Consider the following 19,182-nt stretch of genomic DNA (forward strand, 5'->3'; position numbering starts at 1 on the left):
ATTGGGGGCCTTTTTGGTTTTACAAAAGGCTCAGAAAAGGCTCACTTTTTTTAAAACTGATAGAGCATTTCGGCATGGATACATAGCTGGCTGTTTTATAAATTGTTGATAATCAGTTATTGGTGCTATTTTTATTTTTCATTCTAAAAATAGTTGGCAAATCAAAAAGCAGGGGGTCAGAAATTTTAACTTTACCTAATATTAATTATGGCTATATATCTCACTTTTTCATTTGGAACAAGTTCAAAAATGATTTCATTTGGGTTCTTTTAATTTCAATGTTTAATCCTGCTGGATATGAATGTTGTTGCATGGTAGGGTATTTTAGTCCATTTAGAGCAAGCCAATACTACCTCGAAATAGGAAATGAAATCAATATTCGAAATCATGTCAGAAATAATTCTGTTTATATTCAATATATCTTTGGGATTTAAAATTAGGAGATTGAAAGATGCCAATTTTTAAGATCTCAGGGTAGGCTGGTTCATATGTCCAGGGTTGCTGCCGTTGGAGTGGTTTTTGTGTGGTGGCGATGGATAGTCGCATAGAAGACGGAAGTGGTGTATTACAGGATATTCAATGATATTTCTACAGACTTTATTAGAGATAACATATTTAGATAACCTATTTCAAGGTCCACATTTATTCGGCCTTAATATGTAGGTTGAGCTGTGGTGCTGACTATTGGAAATCAAGTCATAATTAATCTTGCATAAATATATTAATGTTCAATAGCTGTTTTTTTTATTGAATTATTATTAATCAAAAGTTTATCAATTAATAATAAAAGTTATTAAAAATAGCTCTATATTTGACAAGTGTTAATTTAACATTTGTTAATTGTATGATTTGCTCCCGTTATTTTAATGGGTGTCATTGCACAGGATTAAAACTATTCTCAAACGAAATAACAGTAATAAATTCAATTGTAAATGAAATACCTAAAATTAAAATATGGGCTTTTGGCGGTTGTTATTATAGGAACAACTTTACTTTCTTGTAAATCAGCTTCCATTGAGCAGCAGGAAGGTAAATTCACCAATTATCTATTTACTTATTTTACCGGAAACGGACCTGGAGAAGAAGCAATCCACTATGCCATAAGTAAAGATGGATATAACTATCAAGCTCTTAATAATAATCAACCTATAATAGATTCAAAAAAGATAAGTTCATCAGGAGGTGTAAGAGATCCACATATTCTACGTGGAGCAGATGGTAAGACATTTTACATGGTGGTAACGGATTTGTATGTGCCTGAACAAGGTTGGAACAACTATGCCATGATTTTAATGAAATCGACCGATCTCATCAATTGGTCGTCAAGTATTGTGAATATCCCACAAACTTATCCAAAGGAATTTAGTGACATCAAACGTGTTTGGGCTCCACAGACCATTTATGATAAGGAAACAGATCAATACATGATTTATTGGTCAATGCTTGGAGATGAAGGACGGGATATCATATACTATGCTTACGCCAATAAGGATTTTACCGGTTTGTCCTCTGTGCCAAAACAATTGTTTTATAGTCCTTCCAATAGTGCTTGTATTGATGGTGATATCATATACAAGGATGGTATGTATAACTTGTTTTTTAAGAACGAAAGCTCTGGAGGTGGTATTAGAAAAGCGGTGTCCGATAAACTGACCGAAGGATATGTTCAACAGGAGGGTTTTTTCGATCAAACAGATGCGCCCGTTGAGGGCTCTGGAATTTTTAAATTGATAGATTCTGATGAATATATTTTGATGTATGATATGTATACTTCAGGAAAATATCAATTTACTAAAACTAAGGATCTGCAAAATTTTTCGATTGTGGACAATGATATTACCATGAATTTTCACCCAAGACATGGTACGGTGATCCGCATCACGGAAAATGAAACCCAAGCGTTGATTGAAAAATGGGGTTTCTTAGGTAAGGGATCGTTCTTAGGCTTTAACTCTACTCATGTTAAAAAGAACAATGTGGTTGTCAATGATGATGACAATACTATTTATATTCCCGTTAACTTGGGAACGGACATCAAAAAATTTGATCCCGAAATGAAGACAGTTTCATGGGTAAGTATTTCTGCTACCGGTGTCAATGATTTTACCAAAGGTGCGGTTAATTATACCATTGTATCAGGAAGCAAACAAAAAACCTATAAAGTAATTGTAAAGGAGGATAATAATCCGGTATTGAATGGTTTTTATGCGGACCCCGAAATAATCTACTCTCAGAAAACACAAAAATATTATATATACCCAACTAGTGATGGATTTAAAAATTGGTCAGGCACTTATTTCAAAACATTTTCTTCAGACGATTTGATCCACTGGAAGGATGAAGGTGTTGTTTTGGACCTTAAAAAAGATGTTAGTTGGGCGGATAGGAATGCTTGGGCACCCACAGCTATTGAAAGGAAAATAAAAGGGGAATATAAGTTCTTTTATTATTACACAGCAGCACAAAAAATAGGGGTAGCAGTTTCAGACAGCCCAACAGGTCCTTTTGTGGATTTAGGAAAACCTTTAATAGCATCAAAACCAGAAGGAGCAAATGGAGGACAGGAAATAGACCCGGATATATTTATAGATCCGGTATCGGACAAAAATTATTTGTATTGGGGCAATGGCTATATGGCCTGTGTTGAATTGAATGATGATATGGTTTCCATCAAGGAAAATACATTGAAAATATTGACTCCCGATAAAACATTTAGAGAAGGAACGGAAGTTTTTTATAGAAATGGAATTTATTACTTTTTATGGTCCGAAGATGATACACGGAGTCCTAATTATCGTGTGAGATATGCAACATCGAAGAGTCCAGCAGGACCTCTGGAAATACCGAAGGACAACTTGATTTTAGTAAAAGACGCTGAGCATGGTATTTACGGAACAGGTCATAACAGTGTGATCCAAACTCCCAATAGTGATGTTTGGCATATGGTATATCATCGTTTTAACCGTCCAAACGGTATTGATATGGGCAATTCGGCAGGTTTTAATAGAGAGGTTTGTATTGATAAATTAGAGTTTAAACCTGACGGAAGTATAATACCAATAAAGCCATCGCTTTCAGGTATAAAATAAATAGAAATTTAATATAGTCTATAGGAACTTATTTTCATGCGAATGTTTAGTTTTTTTGCCTTAATTGGGTTGATGGCTCTATCAATTTCTTGTGGGCAAGCAATAAAGAAAACGAGTCCTATGTCTAAGGAAAATGCCAACTTCAAAAATTGGGAAATAACGCCGACTTTAGTTTGGAATTGTTGGGAATCTTATGGGCCAACAGTAAAGGAACATGAAATAAAGTCGAATGCCGATCCATTAGCTTCGGAAAGTTAGGGATTCATCTGATGAGGTGTGTCCCTAAATAGGTGGTAGAGAACAAACTACCAATGAAAATTATGGCCGGAATTACAGCAGAACTAATATATTCCACAGAAATAATGTACCTATTAAAGTTATGGACGGTCCTTTCTTATTTAGAACAGGACTAATCGATTAGGAATGATTTGGACAAGTTGGCAATATGATGTATATGTTCAAGGCGTAGCTGATTACTCGAAAGGAAATAACTAATAGCAAATTGGCACAAATAAATGGGACTTTTTTATTTTTAAATAAATTCTACTCTAGGATAATTTTAAATAAAAGTCATTTCTATTTTTCGCGTCATATTTTTCCTGATCGAACATATAAAGGTAAGAGCCTTTTGTAGAAGAGGTCATGTCTTTTTCCTTTAGCTTGATCAAGATGTCCATAGAATTTATTTTATTTATAAAATTCCTTTTGTCTAATTTTTTGTCCAAGATGGCCTCGTACAATTTTTGCAAATGACGCATTGTAAACTTCTCAGGCAAAAGTTCAAAACCAATTGGATTTATAGAGGTTCTTCTACGTAATCTTTTGATAGCCTTAGCCAACATCTGATTGTGATCAAATATTAAGTTTGGTACATCGGACAAACTAAACCATTTGGCATTGTTTTGCTCGGTAATTTCTTCGTTGTGTTTTTCAATATTGATGATGGCATAGTAGGATGTGGAAATAGTTCTCGCCAATGGATCTCTGTCAACTTCACTAAATGTATAAAGTTGTTCCATATAGATATCGTGTACACCGGTTAATCTATGCAGAACTCTGGAAGCGGCATCATTTAAGGTCTCGTGGTGTTGTACGAACCCGCCCATCAGTGACCACTTCCCTTTTTCAGGTTCAAAGTCCCTCTGAATTAATAGCACTTTTAAATCTTCATTATCAAATCCGAAGATTATACAATCTACAGCTAGAAAAACCTTATCTGCAAGGTTGTACCCTTCTACCACCATTTCCTTATTTTTAGGCTAAGATATAATATTTATAGAAGACACAAAAGATAAGTGTTGGCCTGACATTTAATATAAATACATTTGTTCATGATGTTTTTTTTTGGCAACTACACAAAAATTATACATACAACATAATTTATGCGTAGTGGTGGGAAAGTGCCAATTGAATATGGGGCAAAGAGGACAAAGTAATTAAGTTGGTTGCTCCTACCATCGCTTTGTAATAGTTACTGCACTTTTGAAAGTTAAAAAGTGTTTTAGGTAAAAAGTCAAGACTAATGTAAAGGGCAAATCAAAATACGGCTTTATATTTCTAGACTGTGGCAGTTTAGATAAACATAATACGTTCAATCAAACAAAAATAAATAAGCCAAAGGAAGATATAACCGCATTAAAAGAGGTGTTCCAAGAGTGGTGTTATAGCTTTTTTAATTGAATGTTAGATGAAAATTTATATTTATAAATATAAGTGTGTAAATAACATTTATAAATGTTACATTTGTCAAATAACCAAATAATTGCTGTATGAAAAGTTATGTGATTGGGCTGGATTATGGTTCGGACTCTGTAAGGGCAATTTTAATTGACACAGCAACAGGACAGGAATTGGCTTCTAGTGTTGATTATTATACAAGATGGAGAACAAATAAATATTGCAATGAATCCATTAACCAATTTCGGCAACATCCTTTAGATCATATTGAAGGTCTTGAAGTTACTATAAAGGAAGTCGTTAAAAAGGGAAATGTAAGCCCATTGGAAATAAAAGGTATTTGTATTGATACAACAGGTTCTTCACCGGTTCCGGTTACTGAAAATGGGACACCTTTAGCCTTGGTTGAAGGTTTTAAAGAGAACCCCAATGCCATGATGGTTCTATGGAAAGATCATACGGCCATTAATGAAGCCAACGAAATTAATAGGTTGGCAGCTAATTGGGGCGGAGTTAATTTTACTAAATATGAAGGTGGGATCTATTCATCGGAATGGTTTTGGGCCAAAATATTACATATCATAAGGATAGATGAAGCTGTTGGGAATGCCGCCTATACCTGGATGGAACACTGTGATTTAATGACCTATTTGTTAATTGAGGATAAGGATTTAAAAACATTTAAACGAAGTCGTTGTGCCGCAGGCCACAAGGCTATGTGGCATGAGGATTGGAATGGGTTGCCTTCTGAAGACTTCCTGCATCTATTGGATCCATATCTTTCCCAACTTAGAGGAAGGCTTTATGATGAAACCTATACATCCGATCATGTTGCAGGTAACTTGAACAAAGAATGGGCAAAAAAGCTGGGCTTATCGACGGATACCATAATTTCCGTTGGCACCTTTGATGCACATGCAGGTGCAGTAGGAGCAAAAATAGATCAAAACACCTTAGTACGTGTTATGGGAACTTCCACCTGTGATATTTTGGTTTCTCCAAAAGAAATTATTGGAAGTAGAACAGTAAGAGGTATATGTGGTCAAGTTGATGGATCTGTCATTCCTGGATCCATTGGACTGGAAGCTGGACAATCGGCCTTCGGGGATGTATTGGCTTGGTTTAAAGATGTTTTGTATTGGCCAATTGATAATTTGGTGTTGTCCTCCGATATCCTTACCGAAGATCAAAAAAATAAATTAAAAGAGGAAATAGACTTTGGCTTTATCCGTGTATTAAGTGATCAAGCCTCTCAAATTCCCATTTCAGAAAGTATCCCTACCGCTTTGGATTGGATCAACGGACGACGAACACCTGATGCAAATCAGGAGTTGAAAGCGGCCATGTCCAATTTATCCTTGGGAACAAAAGCACCACATATTTTTAAAGCCTTGATAAATGCGATTTGCTTTGGTTCCAAGAAAATTGTGGCTCGTTTTGAGGAAGAAGGTGTAAGAATAGACAGTGTAATAGGCATAGGCGGGGTGGCCAGAAAATCACCTTTTATTATGCAAACCTTGGCAAATGTTTTAAACAAAACTATAAAAGTGGCAGAATCCGATCAGGCACCGGCATTGGGAGCTGCTATTTATGCAGCAGTGGCTGCAGGTATCTATCCAACTGTCATTGAAGCAGCTAAACATATGGGAAGTGATTTTGAAGCAGAATATTTCCCTGAGCCGCATAAACTTGCGGACTATAATCTTTTAATGGATTCTTATTCGGAATTAAGTGAGTTCATCGAATCTGTTACTTAAATTAAGAAATCATGAGATCAAAATTTAAACATTTAAAACAGGAATGCTACGATGCCAATATGCATCTGAATGAATTAAATTTAGTTGTTTATACTTTTGGAAATGTAAGTGCCGTTGATAGGGAGAATGGTGTTTTTGCAATTAAACCAAGTGGGATTGCCTATGAGGCTTTAAAACCAGCGGACATAGTAATCGTTGATTTTGAAAACAATATAGTTGAAGGAAGTATGCGTCCTTCTTCGGATACAAAAACACATGCTTATCTTTATAAAAATTGGGAGGATGTAGGAGGAATTGCCCATACTCATGCGACTTACTCGGTCGCTTGGGCCCAATCCCAATTGGATATTCCAATTTTTGGAACTACACATGCCGATCATTTAACTGCGGATATTCCCTGTGCACAGCCTATGCGCGATGATCTTATAGAAGGTAATTATGAGCACAATACAGGCGTTCAAATTATTGATTGTTTCAAAGAAAAAAAACTTTCGTATAGGGAAGTAGAAATGATATTAATCGGTAATCACGGTCCATTTGCTTGGGGAAAAAGTGCAGCTAAAGCAGTTTACAATAGCAAAGTTTTGGAGGTAATTGCAGAAATGGCGTATTTAACTCTGCAGATAAATCCAAAAGCCCCCAGATTAAAGGACTCATTGATAAAAAAACATTACGATCGTAAACATGGTGCCAACTCCTACTACGGTCAATAAACAATAACATAAATATTTGAAATGATAGATATTTCTAAAAAGGAAGTTTGGTTTATAACAGGAAGTCAGGATTTATATGGACCAGAAACATTAATGCAGGTTGCTGACAACTCCACTAAAATAGCCAGTGTATTAAATGATTCTGTATTAATTCCTGTCAATATCATCTACAAACCAACTGTAAAGTCATCAGATGAAATATATGAGACTTTGACGGCTGCAAATCAAGAAAAGAATTGTATTGGTATAATTACATGGATGCATACCTTTTCTCCCGCAAAAATGTGGATAAGGGGGCTGACCGCACTTCAAAAACCATTATTACATCTGCATACGCAATTTAATAGGGATATTCCGTGGGATACTATGGATATGGATTTTATGAATCTAAATCAGGCGGCACATGGTGACCGGGAATTTGGATTTATGGTCAGTCGCTTACGGAAAAACAGAAAAGTAGTTGTTGGCCATTGGTCGACAGACCGTGTTCAAAAGAAAATTGGGGATTGGACGCGTGTTGCAGCCGGGTGGGATGATTGGCAAGGAGCCAAATTTGCAAGGTTTGGAGACAATATGCGTTTTGTTGCCGTAACCGATGGTGATAAAGTGGAGGCAGAAACCAAGTTTGGGTTTTCTGTAAATACGTATGCGGTTGGAGATTTGGTGCAGGTTATTAATTCTATTTCAAATGATGCCATAAACCAACTTGTTAAGGAATATGAGGTGTCCTATACCATGATGGATTCACTTCTTGAAGGAGGTGAAAACAGACAATCTTTAATTGAAGCAGCGCGAATAGAATTGGGGCTTGAAAAATTCTTGGTGGATGGCAAATTCAAGGGTTTCAGTGATACTTTCGAAGACCTGCACGGAATAAAACAGTTACCTGGAATAGCCGTACAACGCTTAATGCAAAAGGGTTATGGATTTGCAGGGGAAGGCGATTGGAAAACTGCCGCATTAACCCGTGCCATGAAAGTTATGGGGTCTGGTTTGGAAGGAGGAAATGCTTTTATGGAAGATTACACCTATCACTTAGATCCGGTAGCTCCTAGAGTTTTAGGGTCACATATGTTGGAGGTTGATCCCGTTTTGGCAGCCAAAAAACCGTCTTGTGAAATTCATCCTTTAGGAATTGGAGGTAAAGAAGATCCTGTACGCTTAGTTTTTAACGGTAGGACCGGGGATTCGCTCGTGGCTGCCTTAATGGACTTTGGAAACCGATTCAGGTTATTAATCAATAAAACGGTCGGTGAAGAAATTCATGAGGATTTACCAAATTTACCAGTGGCCAGAGTCATGTGGAAACCTTTACCCGATTTCGAAACTGCTTGTACGGCATGGATATTAGGTGGAGGTGCGCATCATACCTGCTACAGTGAAAATATTACGGTAGAGCAAATGGAAGATTTTGCCGAGATGGCCAATATAGAATCATTGGTAATTGACGAAGATACCACTATAAGAGACTTCAAAAATACCATCAAAGTCAATGAAGCTTATTATATGTTTAAATAACCTTAACTCTTCTGACTAAAATTAATTAATATGAGAATATATAAAGGTTCCTTTTTTAAGGTTTTACTGGTAGCCCTAGTGGGCTTAAATATTCAGTGTAAAAACGGAAAACAAAATAAATCCATCGAAAACATGAGCGTTAGCCCCAAAATAAAATTGACTATAATCAAATCGGATTACGGAACAATGCCCGATGGCACTAAGGTTGAGATGTATAATCTAAAAAATGCAAAAGGTGTTGAAATGGATGTAATTACCTACGGAGGTAGAATTACTTCATTAAAAGTTCCAAACAAAAATGGTGAGTTCGAAAATGTGGTTTTAGGCTTTGACAATTTGGAGGATTACCTAAAGGAGAATCCTTTTTTTGGAGCCCTGATAGGACGTTATGGTAACCGCATCGCTAAAGGTAAATTCTCATTGAATAATAAGGAATATACCTTAGCTACCAATGACGGTCCCAATCATTTGCACGGTGGTGTCAACGGTTTTGATCGGGTTGTATGGACGGCTCAACCCATTGAAAGAGAGGATAGTGCGACCTTAAAATTAATCTATGTAAGCAGGGATGGAGAAGAAGGTTATCCCGGTAATTTAGAGGTTACAGTACTTTATACGCTTACAAATGATAATAAAGTGGAGGTAACGTATGAGGCTACTACCGATAAAACAACGATAGTTAATTTGACCCAACATGCTTATTTCAACTTAACAGGGGATTTTAACAAGGATATTCTAGGTCATGATATTGTAATAAATGCGGATGCCTATTTGCCAGTGGATGCTACTTTAATTCCTATGGGTGAAATTAAAAAGGTAGAGGGTACACCATTTGATTTTAGAAAACCAAAAGCAATAGGAAAGGAAATTGGAACTAACAATCAACAGTTGATTTTAGGCAAGGGATACGACCATTGTTGGGTTTTAAATGGGGAAGACGATACCATGCGTCCAGTTGCTTCTGCTTATGATAATGGCAGTGGCCGCATGATGGAAGTATTTTCGGATGAGCCAGGAATTCAATTTTATACGGGAAACTTTTTGGATGGCACCTTACCCGCGCCAAGTGGAGGGACTTATGCCCATAGAACGGGTTTTTGCCTAGAGACGCAGCATTTTCCAGATACGCCCAATCAAAAAGACTTCCCAACGGTTGTTTTGAACCCAGGTGAAAAATATACATCAAAAACCACATTTGTATTTTCAGTAAAATAGGAACCATTAGGTTGCTATTGGAGTACATTTTTAAGCCAACTAATTATACCTTTTGAATTATGGGATTGATTTCTTTTGCCGCTTTTACATTATTGGTAGCTGTCATAGCTTGGTGGTCTACGAGAAAGACCAATGAAAAGTCTTCAGATGGTTATTTTTTGGGAGGAAGAAGTTTGACTGGTCCGGTTATAGCAGGTTCATTGTTGCTTACCAACCTGTCCACTGAACAAATTGTAGGAATGAACGGGGTGTCCTTTAGAGATGGATTGCCAATTATGGCCTATGAAGTAGTTGCCGCTGTAGCAATGGTCTTTACAGCCTTTATATTATTGCCTAAATATCTAAAAGGAGGTATTACCACCATTCCTCAATTTTTGGAAAAAAGATATGGTAAATCTACCAAGACCATAGTTTCTATGCTGTTCCTTTTGGGGTATGCCATTTCTATGCTTCCTACTGTTCTATACTCAGGAGCTTTGGCCATTAATTCTATGTTCGATATTCCTGAGATGATTGGAATGAACCCAGAGCCGGCACTTTGGGTAACGGTTTGGTCAATTGGCATAATTGGTAGTATCTATGCTATTTTTGGAGGTCTAAAAGCAGTGGCCGTATCTGATACTGTTAATGCAGTAGGTTTGATTATTGGGGGGTCTCTAATTCCCATTTTTGGTTTGATGAAGATAGGTGATGGCAATGTATTTTCAGGTTTAAAAATATTGACCACAGCACTTCCTGAGAAATTTGATATTATTGGAGGACCAGATTCCGACGTACCATTTTGGACACTTTTTACTGGGATGATTATAGTTAACTTTTACTATTGGGGAACGAATCAAGCGATTATTCAAAGAGCACTTGGTGCTAAAAATTTAAAAGAAGGGCAAATAGGCCTTCTATTGGCGGCATTTATTAAAATGTTGGGCCCCTTTATAGTGGTGCTGCCCGGTATAATAGCGTTTTATCTTTTCAATGGTGATCTGGCCAATGCAGATGAAGCATATCCTATGGTTGTAAAGGCAGTGCTCCCGTTGGCATTTATAGGATTTTTTGCGGCTGTACTTTTTGGAGCCATTTTGAGTTCTTTTAATAGCGCTTTAAATAGTTCGGTGACTTTATTTGGTCTTGATTTTTATAAAGAATATATAAATAAGGACGCCTCAGAGAAACAGGTAGTAAAGGCAGGTAAAATATTTGGTATTATCTTGGCTCTATTTTCGATGGGAATTGCACCGTTGCTTTATGGTGTTCAAGGTGGGATATTTACATACCTGCAAGAATTGAACGGTACACATAGCGTCCCCATTTTGGCAATAATTATTGTTGGGATTTTTTCTAAGCGTGTGTCTGGAAAAGCTGCAAACATCTCTATTTTGTTTAGTGTTGTTACATACTTGGTTACACTGTATGTCATTAAACCCAATATCAGTTTCTTACACCTTATGGGCATATTGTTCTTATTAACTATAATAATCATGTTTGTTGTTAGCCAATTTGCGCCTCGGGAAACAGACTACACCCAAGAATATACAAGGCAGGTTGATATTGAACCTTGGAAATATTCAAAGCCGGTTGGGTATGCTATTTTGGCTGCAGTAATTGGGATTTATGTTTATTTATCCTAGTATATGCTTTTTTCAAGTTTATGTGATGACTTTATGGACTGAAGTGTGATAGCGCTTCTCTTCTTTACTTAACTCACAACAGGGAGTTAAGTTTAAAGCTTGGGGGGCTTTCCGCAATATTACTATTGACCGCACCTTTTCTTTATAAAATTCTTAGATAACGAGGTCTTCATGCCATTGAACGCCTCAAGGGAATGATATGGGTTTTGATGACAGTACTGATGTAGATAAATGGGTTTAAGGTGCTTTTTTGAATTCACAGGGATTTAGTAAGTTTAGCACATACTTGCGTGGATGAAAAACAGAAAAACAAAAATAATTATGGAACACAGACCCATAAAAGTAACGTTTTAGTGAATGTTTTTAGTAGAGTTTTATTCCTGCGTGATGTTCTATATATAAATTCATCTTCGTAATCTTGTTTAGCATAATTCTATATTCCCCTATTATTTATTTATACATCGGTCTCGGTAGAAGAAGTATTAGGAATGATTTAAATACTTGTACAGGCCCTTTTGAAACACATATTTTCATATTCCACTAGTTTATTGTTAATAGCCGCCTATATTCCAATAAACCGTGTACTTTCAACCAAAAATGTTCGAAGCCTTGTAATAAAACAAAGAACAGGCAGCGTTAGCTGCTTGGTTTTGAATTTGCAACATTGATCAAGAAGGATCACTGTAGGTAATCCTTCTGCCATCACGACAATAAAAATGGAGCTCCCAAGGAATTGGGGGGCTTTTTTGGTAAATCAAAAAGCTCACTTTTGTTTTTTCACATTAAAAAGTAAAGGGTTAGGTATGATTTCTAGCCTTCCAATTATAGTGCTAGAAAGAGATATTACATCTGGACATAACTTCAACGAAGAATATTACTATTAATAGCCACCCCTCTCAGGTCAAAGGGATTTATTATTTCATCAAATACAATAGCGAAAGAAGCTCTTGATATATTGTCAGCATGCTTTAGGAACCAGTTTATTTTTCAATTCTTTTTCACTTCGATAAAATTTATTTAATTCACTTTAAGGGAGAAAATTGATTATACATTCATTCCATTTTTTGCAGTATATATTCCCTTAACATCTTCCATTTGGCTTATCGACAGGTATTGTCACAGAATACCTCTCCAAATCTATACGATTGCCAATGGCATCTTTTACTTATTTATCAATTTGTACCCATTGGTTAGCCGATAGGTTATTAACACAGTAATACGTAAAAAAAAATATCAATGCAAACCTTTGCATTAAAAAGAAGTGAATGCTTTAGGATTGTTCAATGTTTTTTTGTTGATTTGATAGTAATGCAAAAATATTAACTATTTGTTAATGTAAAATATATATTATTAAGAGAATAAACTTATATTTTTCAATCATAAAAAAAACGGGAAATGCTGTCACATTTCCCGAGATATAAATAAGCGATTAAAACCAATGTCTAACCACCTAAAGCACTACAAATATATGAATAAACTTCAGTAACTTTTTTAGGTTTACCAGCTTTTTTCATGGTTTAATTAAATATTAAACCCACTTCGCCATTTGTAAATTATGGACTTCGTAAGTACTTCTGTGCAATTTAAAATTGTATAGCTATGCACCATAAGGAATGGACTAAAAATATCAAATTACTATTAGGCCTTTTTGCTTTAAAAAACTACATAGTATAAGTCTACGATTTAGAATGGGACAGAAAAAATTCCGAACATTTTACTGGGAATTTCTTTACGTCCGTGTACATAAAGGCATAATCAGGTACTAGTGTAAATGGGGATTTACATGTTTATAGATCGTAAGTAAACCTATTCAATATTTAGAAAAAAGAAACAATCAACTAAAAACTATTATGGAAATGAAATTTAAAATTAACTTAAGACAGAAGCTAAAGGCCGAAAGCTTAGTCCTGCTAGCATTGTTATATGCTTTCGGAATGCAATCTATGTTGGCCAATAAGATGGACTCGAAAAAAAAATTCGAAAATAATCTTCAATTTACCGTTACCGGAGTTGTAAATGACGACAATAGAACTCCTCTGCCAGGCGCCAGTGTTGTGGTAAAAGGAACTACAACTGGTACTGTTACTGATTTTGATGGTAAGTATTCTATTGAAGTAGGAACCGATGGGATATTAGTTTTTAGTTATTTAGGTTATAAAACGGTTGAAGTGGCGGTCAATGGAAATACTAATATAGACGCAACCCTCCCATTGGATGCCACCCAGTTGGACGATGTTGTAGTGGTTGGTTATGGAACCCAGAAAAAAAGTGAGGTAACTTCCTCCATTTCCCAGATAGATGGCGAGGATTTTCAAACTTCCACAGCTTCAAATGCTGCCATGGCATTACAGGGACGCGCTTCCGGGGTAGAATTTGTAAACTCCGGTACGCCGGGAAGTACACCGAGTATCCGAATTAGGGGCGTCGGAACCATAAATAACTCTCAGCCTCTTATAGTTTTGGATGGAGTACCTGTGGATTCAAACGTGTTAGCACAGCTTGCATCCTCAGAGATACAATCCGTAGAGATTCTAAAGGATGCCGCATCGGGTGCTATATACGGTACAAGAGCTGCTAACGGCGTAGTTTTGATAACTACCAATAATGCTAGGTTTAACGAAAAAACCACGGTTAGGCTTAACGCTTCCACTGGTTTTAACAGTGTAATTAAGAAATATCCAGTTACCAACGCCGAACAGCTCTATGAATTGAAACGTGAACGCTACACTATGGACGGTCTTCCAATTGATCCAAATTCACCCTGGGCGGATGAATACTACAATCAGACTAGAACAGATTGGCAGGATGAAATGTTCAGGGACGGACTTTTTCAAGATTACAATATGAACATAAGTGGTGGGTCTGACAAGTCTACCATCAACGCCAATATTTTTTACAGAGACGAAGAAGGCACCCAGATTAATACTTATCTCAAGCGCTTGGGTATTTCCATGAGAGGTACGCAAAAAATATCCGATCGTTTTAGAATTGAGGAGAACATAAGAATAACCAATAACCATACTTTGTTGACGCAGGATGACGGCGCCACAGGTACTTCCCAGACCATTTATTCCTCTTACAGATATATGCCGGCCATTCCGGTAAAATATGAGGATGGGAGCTATGGTTCTGGTCAGGCCTCTACGCAGTTGGGCGATATGTGGAATCCGGTGTATAAGGCTAAAGAGGAATGGAGGCATAGATATAGGTTTAATACACTTGTGAGTCTTAAAGCCGATTACGATATAACAGATGCCTTGACACTTACCGCCAGGGCCTCCTATCAGAAGTCCACTTCCAAATTTGAAGGGTTTCAGAACATAACACCAAATCAGTCCCGGACAATAAACCAGCCCATATTGAGAATTAATACGGATGAAACCAACGTGGCTCTGGGGGAATTGTTTACAAGTTATACCAAATCTTCGGAAAAGCACAATATTGGGGCTGTGCTTGGTATATCTGGACAATTGGATAAAGGAAGCTATATGAATATGTCGGGAGAGGGCTTTGCCTCAGTGGACAAAAATCAATTGGTAATGGATAATGCCTCCGTAATCAGAGGCAACGGAAATGACTATTTAGCCACTGGCCTAGCCTCTGCTTTTGTCCGTGGAACCTATGCGTATAGCAATAAATATTATTTATCGGCTATTTTTAGGGCAGACGGTTCTTCAAGGTTTGCAGATGGGAACCGCTGGGGTTATTTTCCTTCAATTTCTGGGGGATGGAGGATTTCCAATGAAAACTTTATGAAGGATAACCCAACCATTTCCAATATGAAATTAAACGTGGGCTGGGGACAACTTGGAAATCAAAACGTGAGTGCCTTTCAATATTTGAATACCTATAATAAGGACATCAGGTATGTATTGAACGATACCAATTTAACAGGGACACGTTTGGCAACTTTTGCGAACCCGGATATTACCTGGGAAACTACCAGTGCTTTAAATATCCTATTGGAACTTGGTCTGTTCAAAAACAAATTGAACTTGGATGTAGCTTATTTTGACAGATTGACTTCTGATATGTTGATTCCCTTACCAGGTTTGAATACCGCAGGGTTGGTTGCTATTCCCGATTCCAATATTGGGGAAATGCGCAATTCCGGGTTTGAAATAGAACCATCCTATTCAGGACAGGTCGGCGATTTAAGTTTTGAATTGGGCGTAAACGCCACTATTGTAAAGAACGAGGTTACCAAGCTTTATGGTTCTAGCAAATTTATCTCAGGAGGAGCGCAGACAAGGACCTATGAAGGGGAGCCTATTAGTTCGTTCTATGGTTGGAAAACGGATGGAATATATCAGAACCAAACTGAAATTGACAATGATGCCAATATATCACTGGATCCCAGAAAAGCCGATATTACTCCTGGGGATGTTCGTTTTGTGGATACCAACGGTGATAATATTGTTGATGAACAGGATAGGGTACATATAGGAGATGCCAACCCTAGTCTACTTTTGGGCTTTCACGCCGATTTAAATTACAAAGGCTTTGATTTTTCAGCTGTTTTTAGTGGAGCGTTTGGTCATGAATTATATGATGCCATGATGATGAGGGGGATCGATCCGACCCAGAGCGCCAATATGGACGCAGTGGCCTATCAACGATGGACGGGAGAGGGTACCTCCAACAAATATCCAAGAATGTCCACCATACGGGCAAATGACAATTATAGAGTTTCCGAACTTGGCCTTAAGAGCGGTAATTACCTTAGGATGAAAGATGTTGTCCTGGGCTATACCATTCCCAAGACCTTGACGGAACAAATAGGGATGAGCAATTTAAAGTTCTATATTTCTGGACGTAACCTGTTGACCTTTACAAAATTCGATGGAGTAGATCCAGAGGAAAGCGGAACCAGTAACTTGACGCGTGGGGTAATATTCAACAATTATCCACAGTCCAAGAGTGTCGTTCTTGGAGCAAACATTACATTTTAATTATAAAGCCATAAAACATGAAAAAATACACAATCTTATTGCTGTCCATAATCATGACAATTTCTTGTGATGACATATTGGAACAAGAATTAGTTGGAAAAAGAACTGATCAAGACTATTGGACCACAGAAGCAGATATGGTCGATGCTTTGGCCGGTGCCTATGGACAATGGGCTACACGGGCTTTGGGCATGCACGACCTCTTTTTTGACAATCAAGGTGATGACCATTGGAGAGCAGGAGATCATGCCGAAGATGAAGAAATTGAAACATTCAACACGAATCCGTCCAACTATAAACTACGGGACACCTATAGATATAAATATGAAGTGATCAGTAGTGCAAATGGCATTTTGATCAATGGCCCCAAAGTTAAGGAGCTTGGGGCAATAAGTGAGGCTTCATATAATTCAATTATGGGCCAGGCTTATTTTTTACGCGCTTATGCATATTATCGGTTGTATTTGGTTCATGGTCAGGTCCCTATCATTACAGAAGAAAATGTTTTGACCAATGAATATAATGTTCCCAAGTGCGAATCCCCAGAGATATTAAGCGATTTTATACTGTCTGATTTGGAAAATGCCGTTGCCCTTTTGCCTATGCACAATGTTCCGGGAAGTGTTGGTAAAGGTGCTGCCTGGGCGGTAATGACTTCCATATACATGCACAGGGCCGAGGACTATGGAAACGCGGAATTTTTGAACAAGGCAATTGCCGCAGGCCAAAATGTAATAGATAATTATCCTTTGGCGGACGATTATCTTTCGCTCTTTCGGGAAGGCAATCAATATTTGAAAGAAAACCTATTTATCATGATGAACGATCTGGACTGGATCAACCAAAGAATCATGTCCAAGCATAGAGGGCCAAGACCTTGGGGAATGTACGGATTTCAAGAGCCTTTGGATGATCTTGTGAATGAATTTGAAGACGGTGACGTTCGGAAAAGTGTAACCATTATTTCTGATGGTGAATTTGCACTTCAGGGATCTTTGGGTCTTGTAGAACATACTCCAGATTTGACCAACACGGGGCATAGCTATTTTAAATATATGGATTGGACCGAAAGTGGGACTTTTGACCACGGTCTAAATATCCCGTTTTTGCGCGCCGCGGACACTTACTTGTTAGTGGCAGAAGCACAAATCAGATTGAATGGTGCAGGTGCTGGAGATGATTTGATAAATGCAGTTCGTCTAAGAACTGGATTGGGCGATGTATCGGGAGCTGATATAGATGCCCTAATTCATGAAACAAGGGTAGAATTGGCCGGGGAAAATTTCCGCTATCAAAACCTGCTTAGATGGCACAAGGCCGGTATTTACGATTTGGAAGAATTTTTATCACGACCAGAAAAAATGATTCCTAGTGATGTAGGCAGGAAAGTTTGGACTGCACCAAAAAATTTCTACCAACCACTTTATCAAACAGATATTGATAATTCTGATGGGGTGCTGGTACAGAATCCGGAGTGGATCAATTAATAGACTAGACTATACAGTCCGTTGTAAAGCTAAGGGCACATAATTTACGAGCCACTTCTTTCACAACGGACTAGTAGATAGTTCCTTAAAATACTGGAATTACTGATTTTTGTTCGAAAAGAATTATTGCGATTGAGTTAGTTTGTTTTGTTAGCTAAATTCCCCAAATGGTCTTTAGTACTTTTCTAGATGGAAAAGTGCCTAAATATTATTGGGGAATTTTACATTGAGCCAACACCAATACAAGGGCGTCTAAATAAGGAATGCCTTTAAAAAAATATTAAATTATTAAGATCATTAGAGATGGAACACAAAGTAAAAACCCTGATTTATATAGTATGGATTCCTATTTGGCTTATGGCAAACGTTTCCAATGGGCAAAATTCACAACAAAAGGATGGATCAAAACAAACAGATCCAATTACCCTAAAAGTAGCCGCTTATAACGTAGAGTTTAGTGACAAAGGTACCGCTGAAGAAATAGGTAGGTTCCTAAAGCCCTACCAATTTGATGTTGTGTGTTTTTCAGAAGCCCCAGGAGGGGATTGGACCAAAAAAGTGGGGGCCGTAATGGGCCTAGATCATGTAATTGTTGGTAAATATTCAACTGCTGGCCATAAAAATAAATACAAAACAATCGCTAGCCGTACACCCTTGTCAAATTATGAAGAGGTCTTAATGGCCGATACGCTGCATACGGTCACAAGGGCCACAACCATAGTGAAAAACAAGGAAATTGCAGTCTACTCTGTTCATTTCCCATTTGGGTGGAGAGATCAGGCACATATAGATGAAACCACCGGAAAGGTAACGGCCTTTGTAAACTATTTAAGGGAAAAACAATCCAGTGAAACTGCTATAGTTATGGGCGATTTCAATTTCGTGTTGTCTACCGGGGAGTATAGAAGCCCATATTATGAAATGTTTGAGGAATTAGGGATGCTTGCCAGTTGGCGCGATTTAAATATAGACGTTACCGGTCTGGGATCCATGGTAAAATCAAGAGCTAAAAAAAATGAGACGGGGAGGGTCATAGATCATATAATTTATCCCAGTAGCAAAGTAAAGGCAATTGATGGGCAAATTATAGAAATGGTGGAGCCCCTATCTGATCACAAACCTGTTTGGGCACTGTTGAAAATAAATTAA

At 37.5% G+C, this 19,182-nt stretch carries 10 protein-coding genes; 9 read left to right on the plus strand and 1 reads right to left on the minus strand.

Annotated features, from left to right (window positions below; translation table 11 throughout):
* Positions 1-932 precede the first annotated feature (932 nt).
* Positions 933-3,089 (plus strand): family 43 glycosylhydrolase, encoded by a 2,157-nt coding sequence (locus tag MWU84_RS20320; RefSeq protein ID WP_246905112.1) that lies wholly within the window; start codon positions 933-935, stop codon positions 3,087-3,089.
* 548 nt (positions 3,090-3,637) lie between these two features.
* Here the strand turns inward: MWU84_RS20320 and MWU84_RS20325 are convergent.
* Positions 3,638-4,330 (minus strand): NUDIX domain-containing protein, encoded by a 693-nt coding sequence (locus MWU84_RS20325; protein ID WP_246905167.1) that lies wholly within the window; start codon positions 4,328-4,330, stop codon positions 3,638-3,640.
* Positions 4,331-4,858: 528 nt separating this feature from the next.
* On the opposite strand from MWU84_RS20325, the gene MWU84_RS20330 reads away from it, so the two are divergent.
* The 8 genes from MWU84_RS20330 (at position 4,859) to MWU84_RS20365 (ending at position 19,182) form a co-directional block, all read left to right on the plus strand.
* A complete protein-coding gene (locus MWU84_RS20330) occupies positions 4,859-6,523 on the plus strand; it encodes a ribulokinase (RefSeq protein WP_246905114.1) in 1,665 nt (554 codons plus the stop codon).
* Positions 6,524-6,534: 11 nt separating this feature from the next.
* Positions 6,535-7,236, plus strand: a complete 702-nt coding sequence (locus tag MWU84_RS20335; RefSeq protein ID WP_246905116.1) for an L-ribulose-5-phosphate 4-epimerase — start codon at positions 6,535-6,537, stop codon at positions 7,234-7,236.
* A gap of 21 nt (positions 7,237-7,257) precedes the next feature.
* Positions 7,258-8,754: an L-arabinose isomerase gene (gene araA, locus MWU84_RS20340; RefSeq protein ID WP_246905117.1), complete on the plus strand. Its 1,497-nt coding sequence runs from the start codon at positions 7,258-7,260 to the stop codon at positions 8,752-8,754.
* Between the two features lie 30 nt (positions 8,755-8,784).
* Entirely contained in the window at positions 8,785-9,969 is a 1,185-nt protein-coding gene (locus MWU84_RS20345; protein WP_246905118.1) for an aldose epimerase family protein, read from the plus strand.
* A 59-nt stretch (positions 9,970-10,028) separates the two neighbouring features.
* Complete coding sequence (locus MWU84_RS20350) at positions 10,029-11,594, plus strand: solute:sodium symporter family transporter (RefSeq protein WP_246905120.1); 1,566 nt, start codon at positions 10,029-10,031, stop codon at positions 11,592-11,594.
* A gap of 1,856 nt (positions 11,595-13,450) precedes the next feature.
* Positions 13,451-16,546: a TonB-dependent receptor gene (locus tag MWU84_RS20355; RefSeq protein WP_246905123.1), complete on the plus strand. Its 3,096-nt coding sequence runs from the start codon at positions 13,451-13,453 to the stop codon at positions 16,544-16,546.
* Positions 16,547-16,563: 17 nt separating this feature from the next.
* A complete protein-coding gene (locus MWU84_RS20360) occupies positions 16,564-18,033 on the plus strand; it encodes a RagB/SusD family nutrient uptake outer membrane protein (protein WP_246905126.1) in 1,470 nt (489 codons plus the stop codon).
* Positions 18,034-18,336: 303 nt separating this feature from the next.
* Positions 18,337-19,182: an endonuclease/exonuclease/phosphatase family protein gene (locus tag MWU84_RS20365; protein WP_246905129.1), complete on the plus strand. Its 846-nt coding sequence runs from the start codon at positions 18,337-18,339 to the stop codon at positions 19,180-19,182.

This window comes from Arenibacter sp. F20364 (assembly GCF_023015905.1).
GTDB lineage: Bacteria > Bacteroidota > Bacteroidia > Flavobacteriales > Flavobacteriaceae > Arenibacter.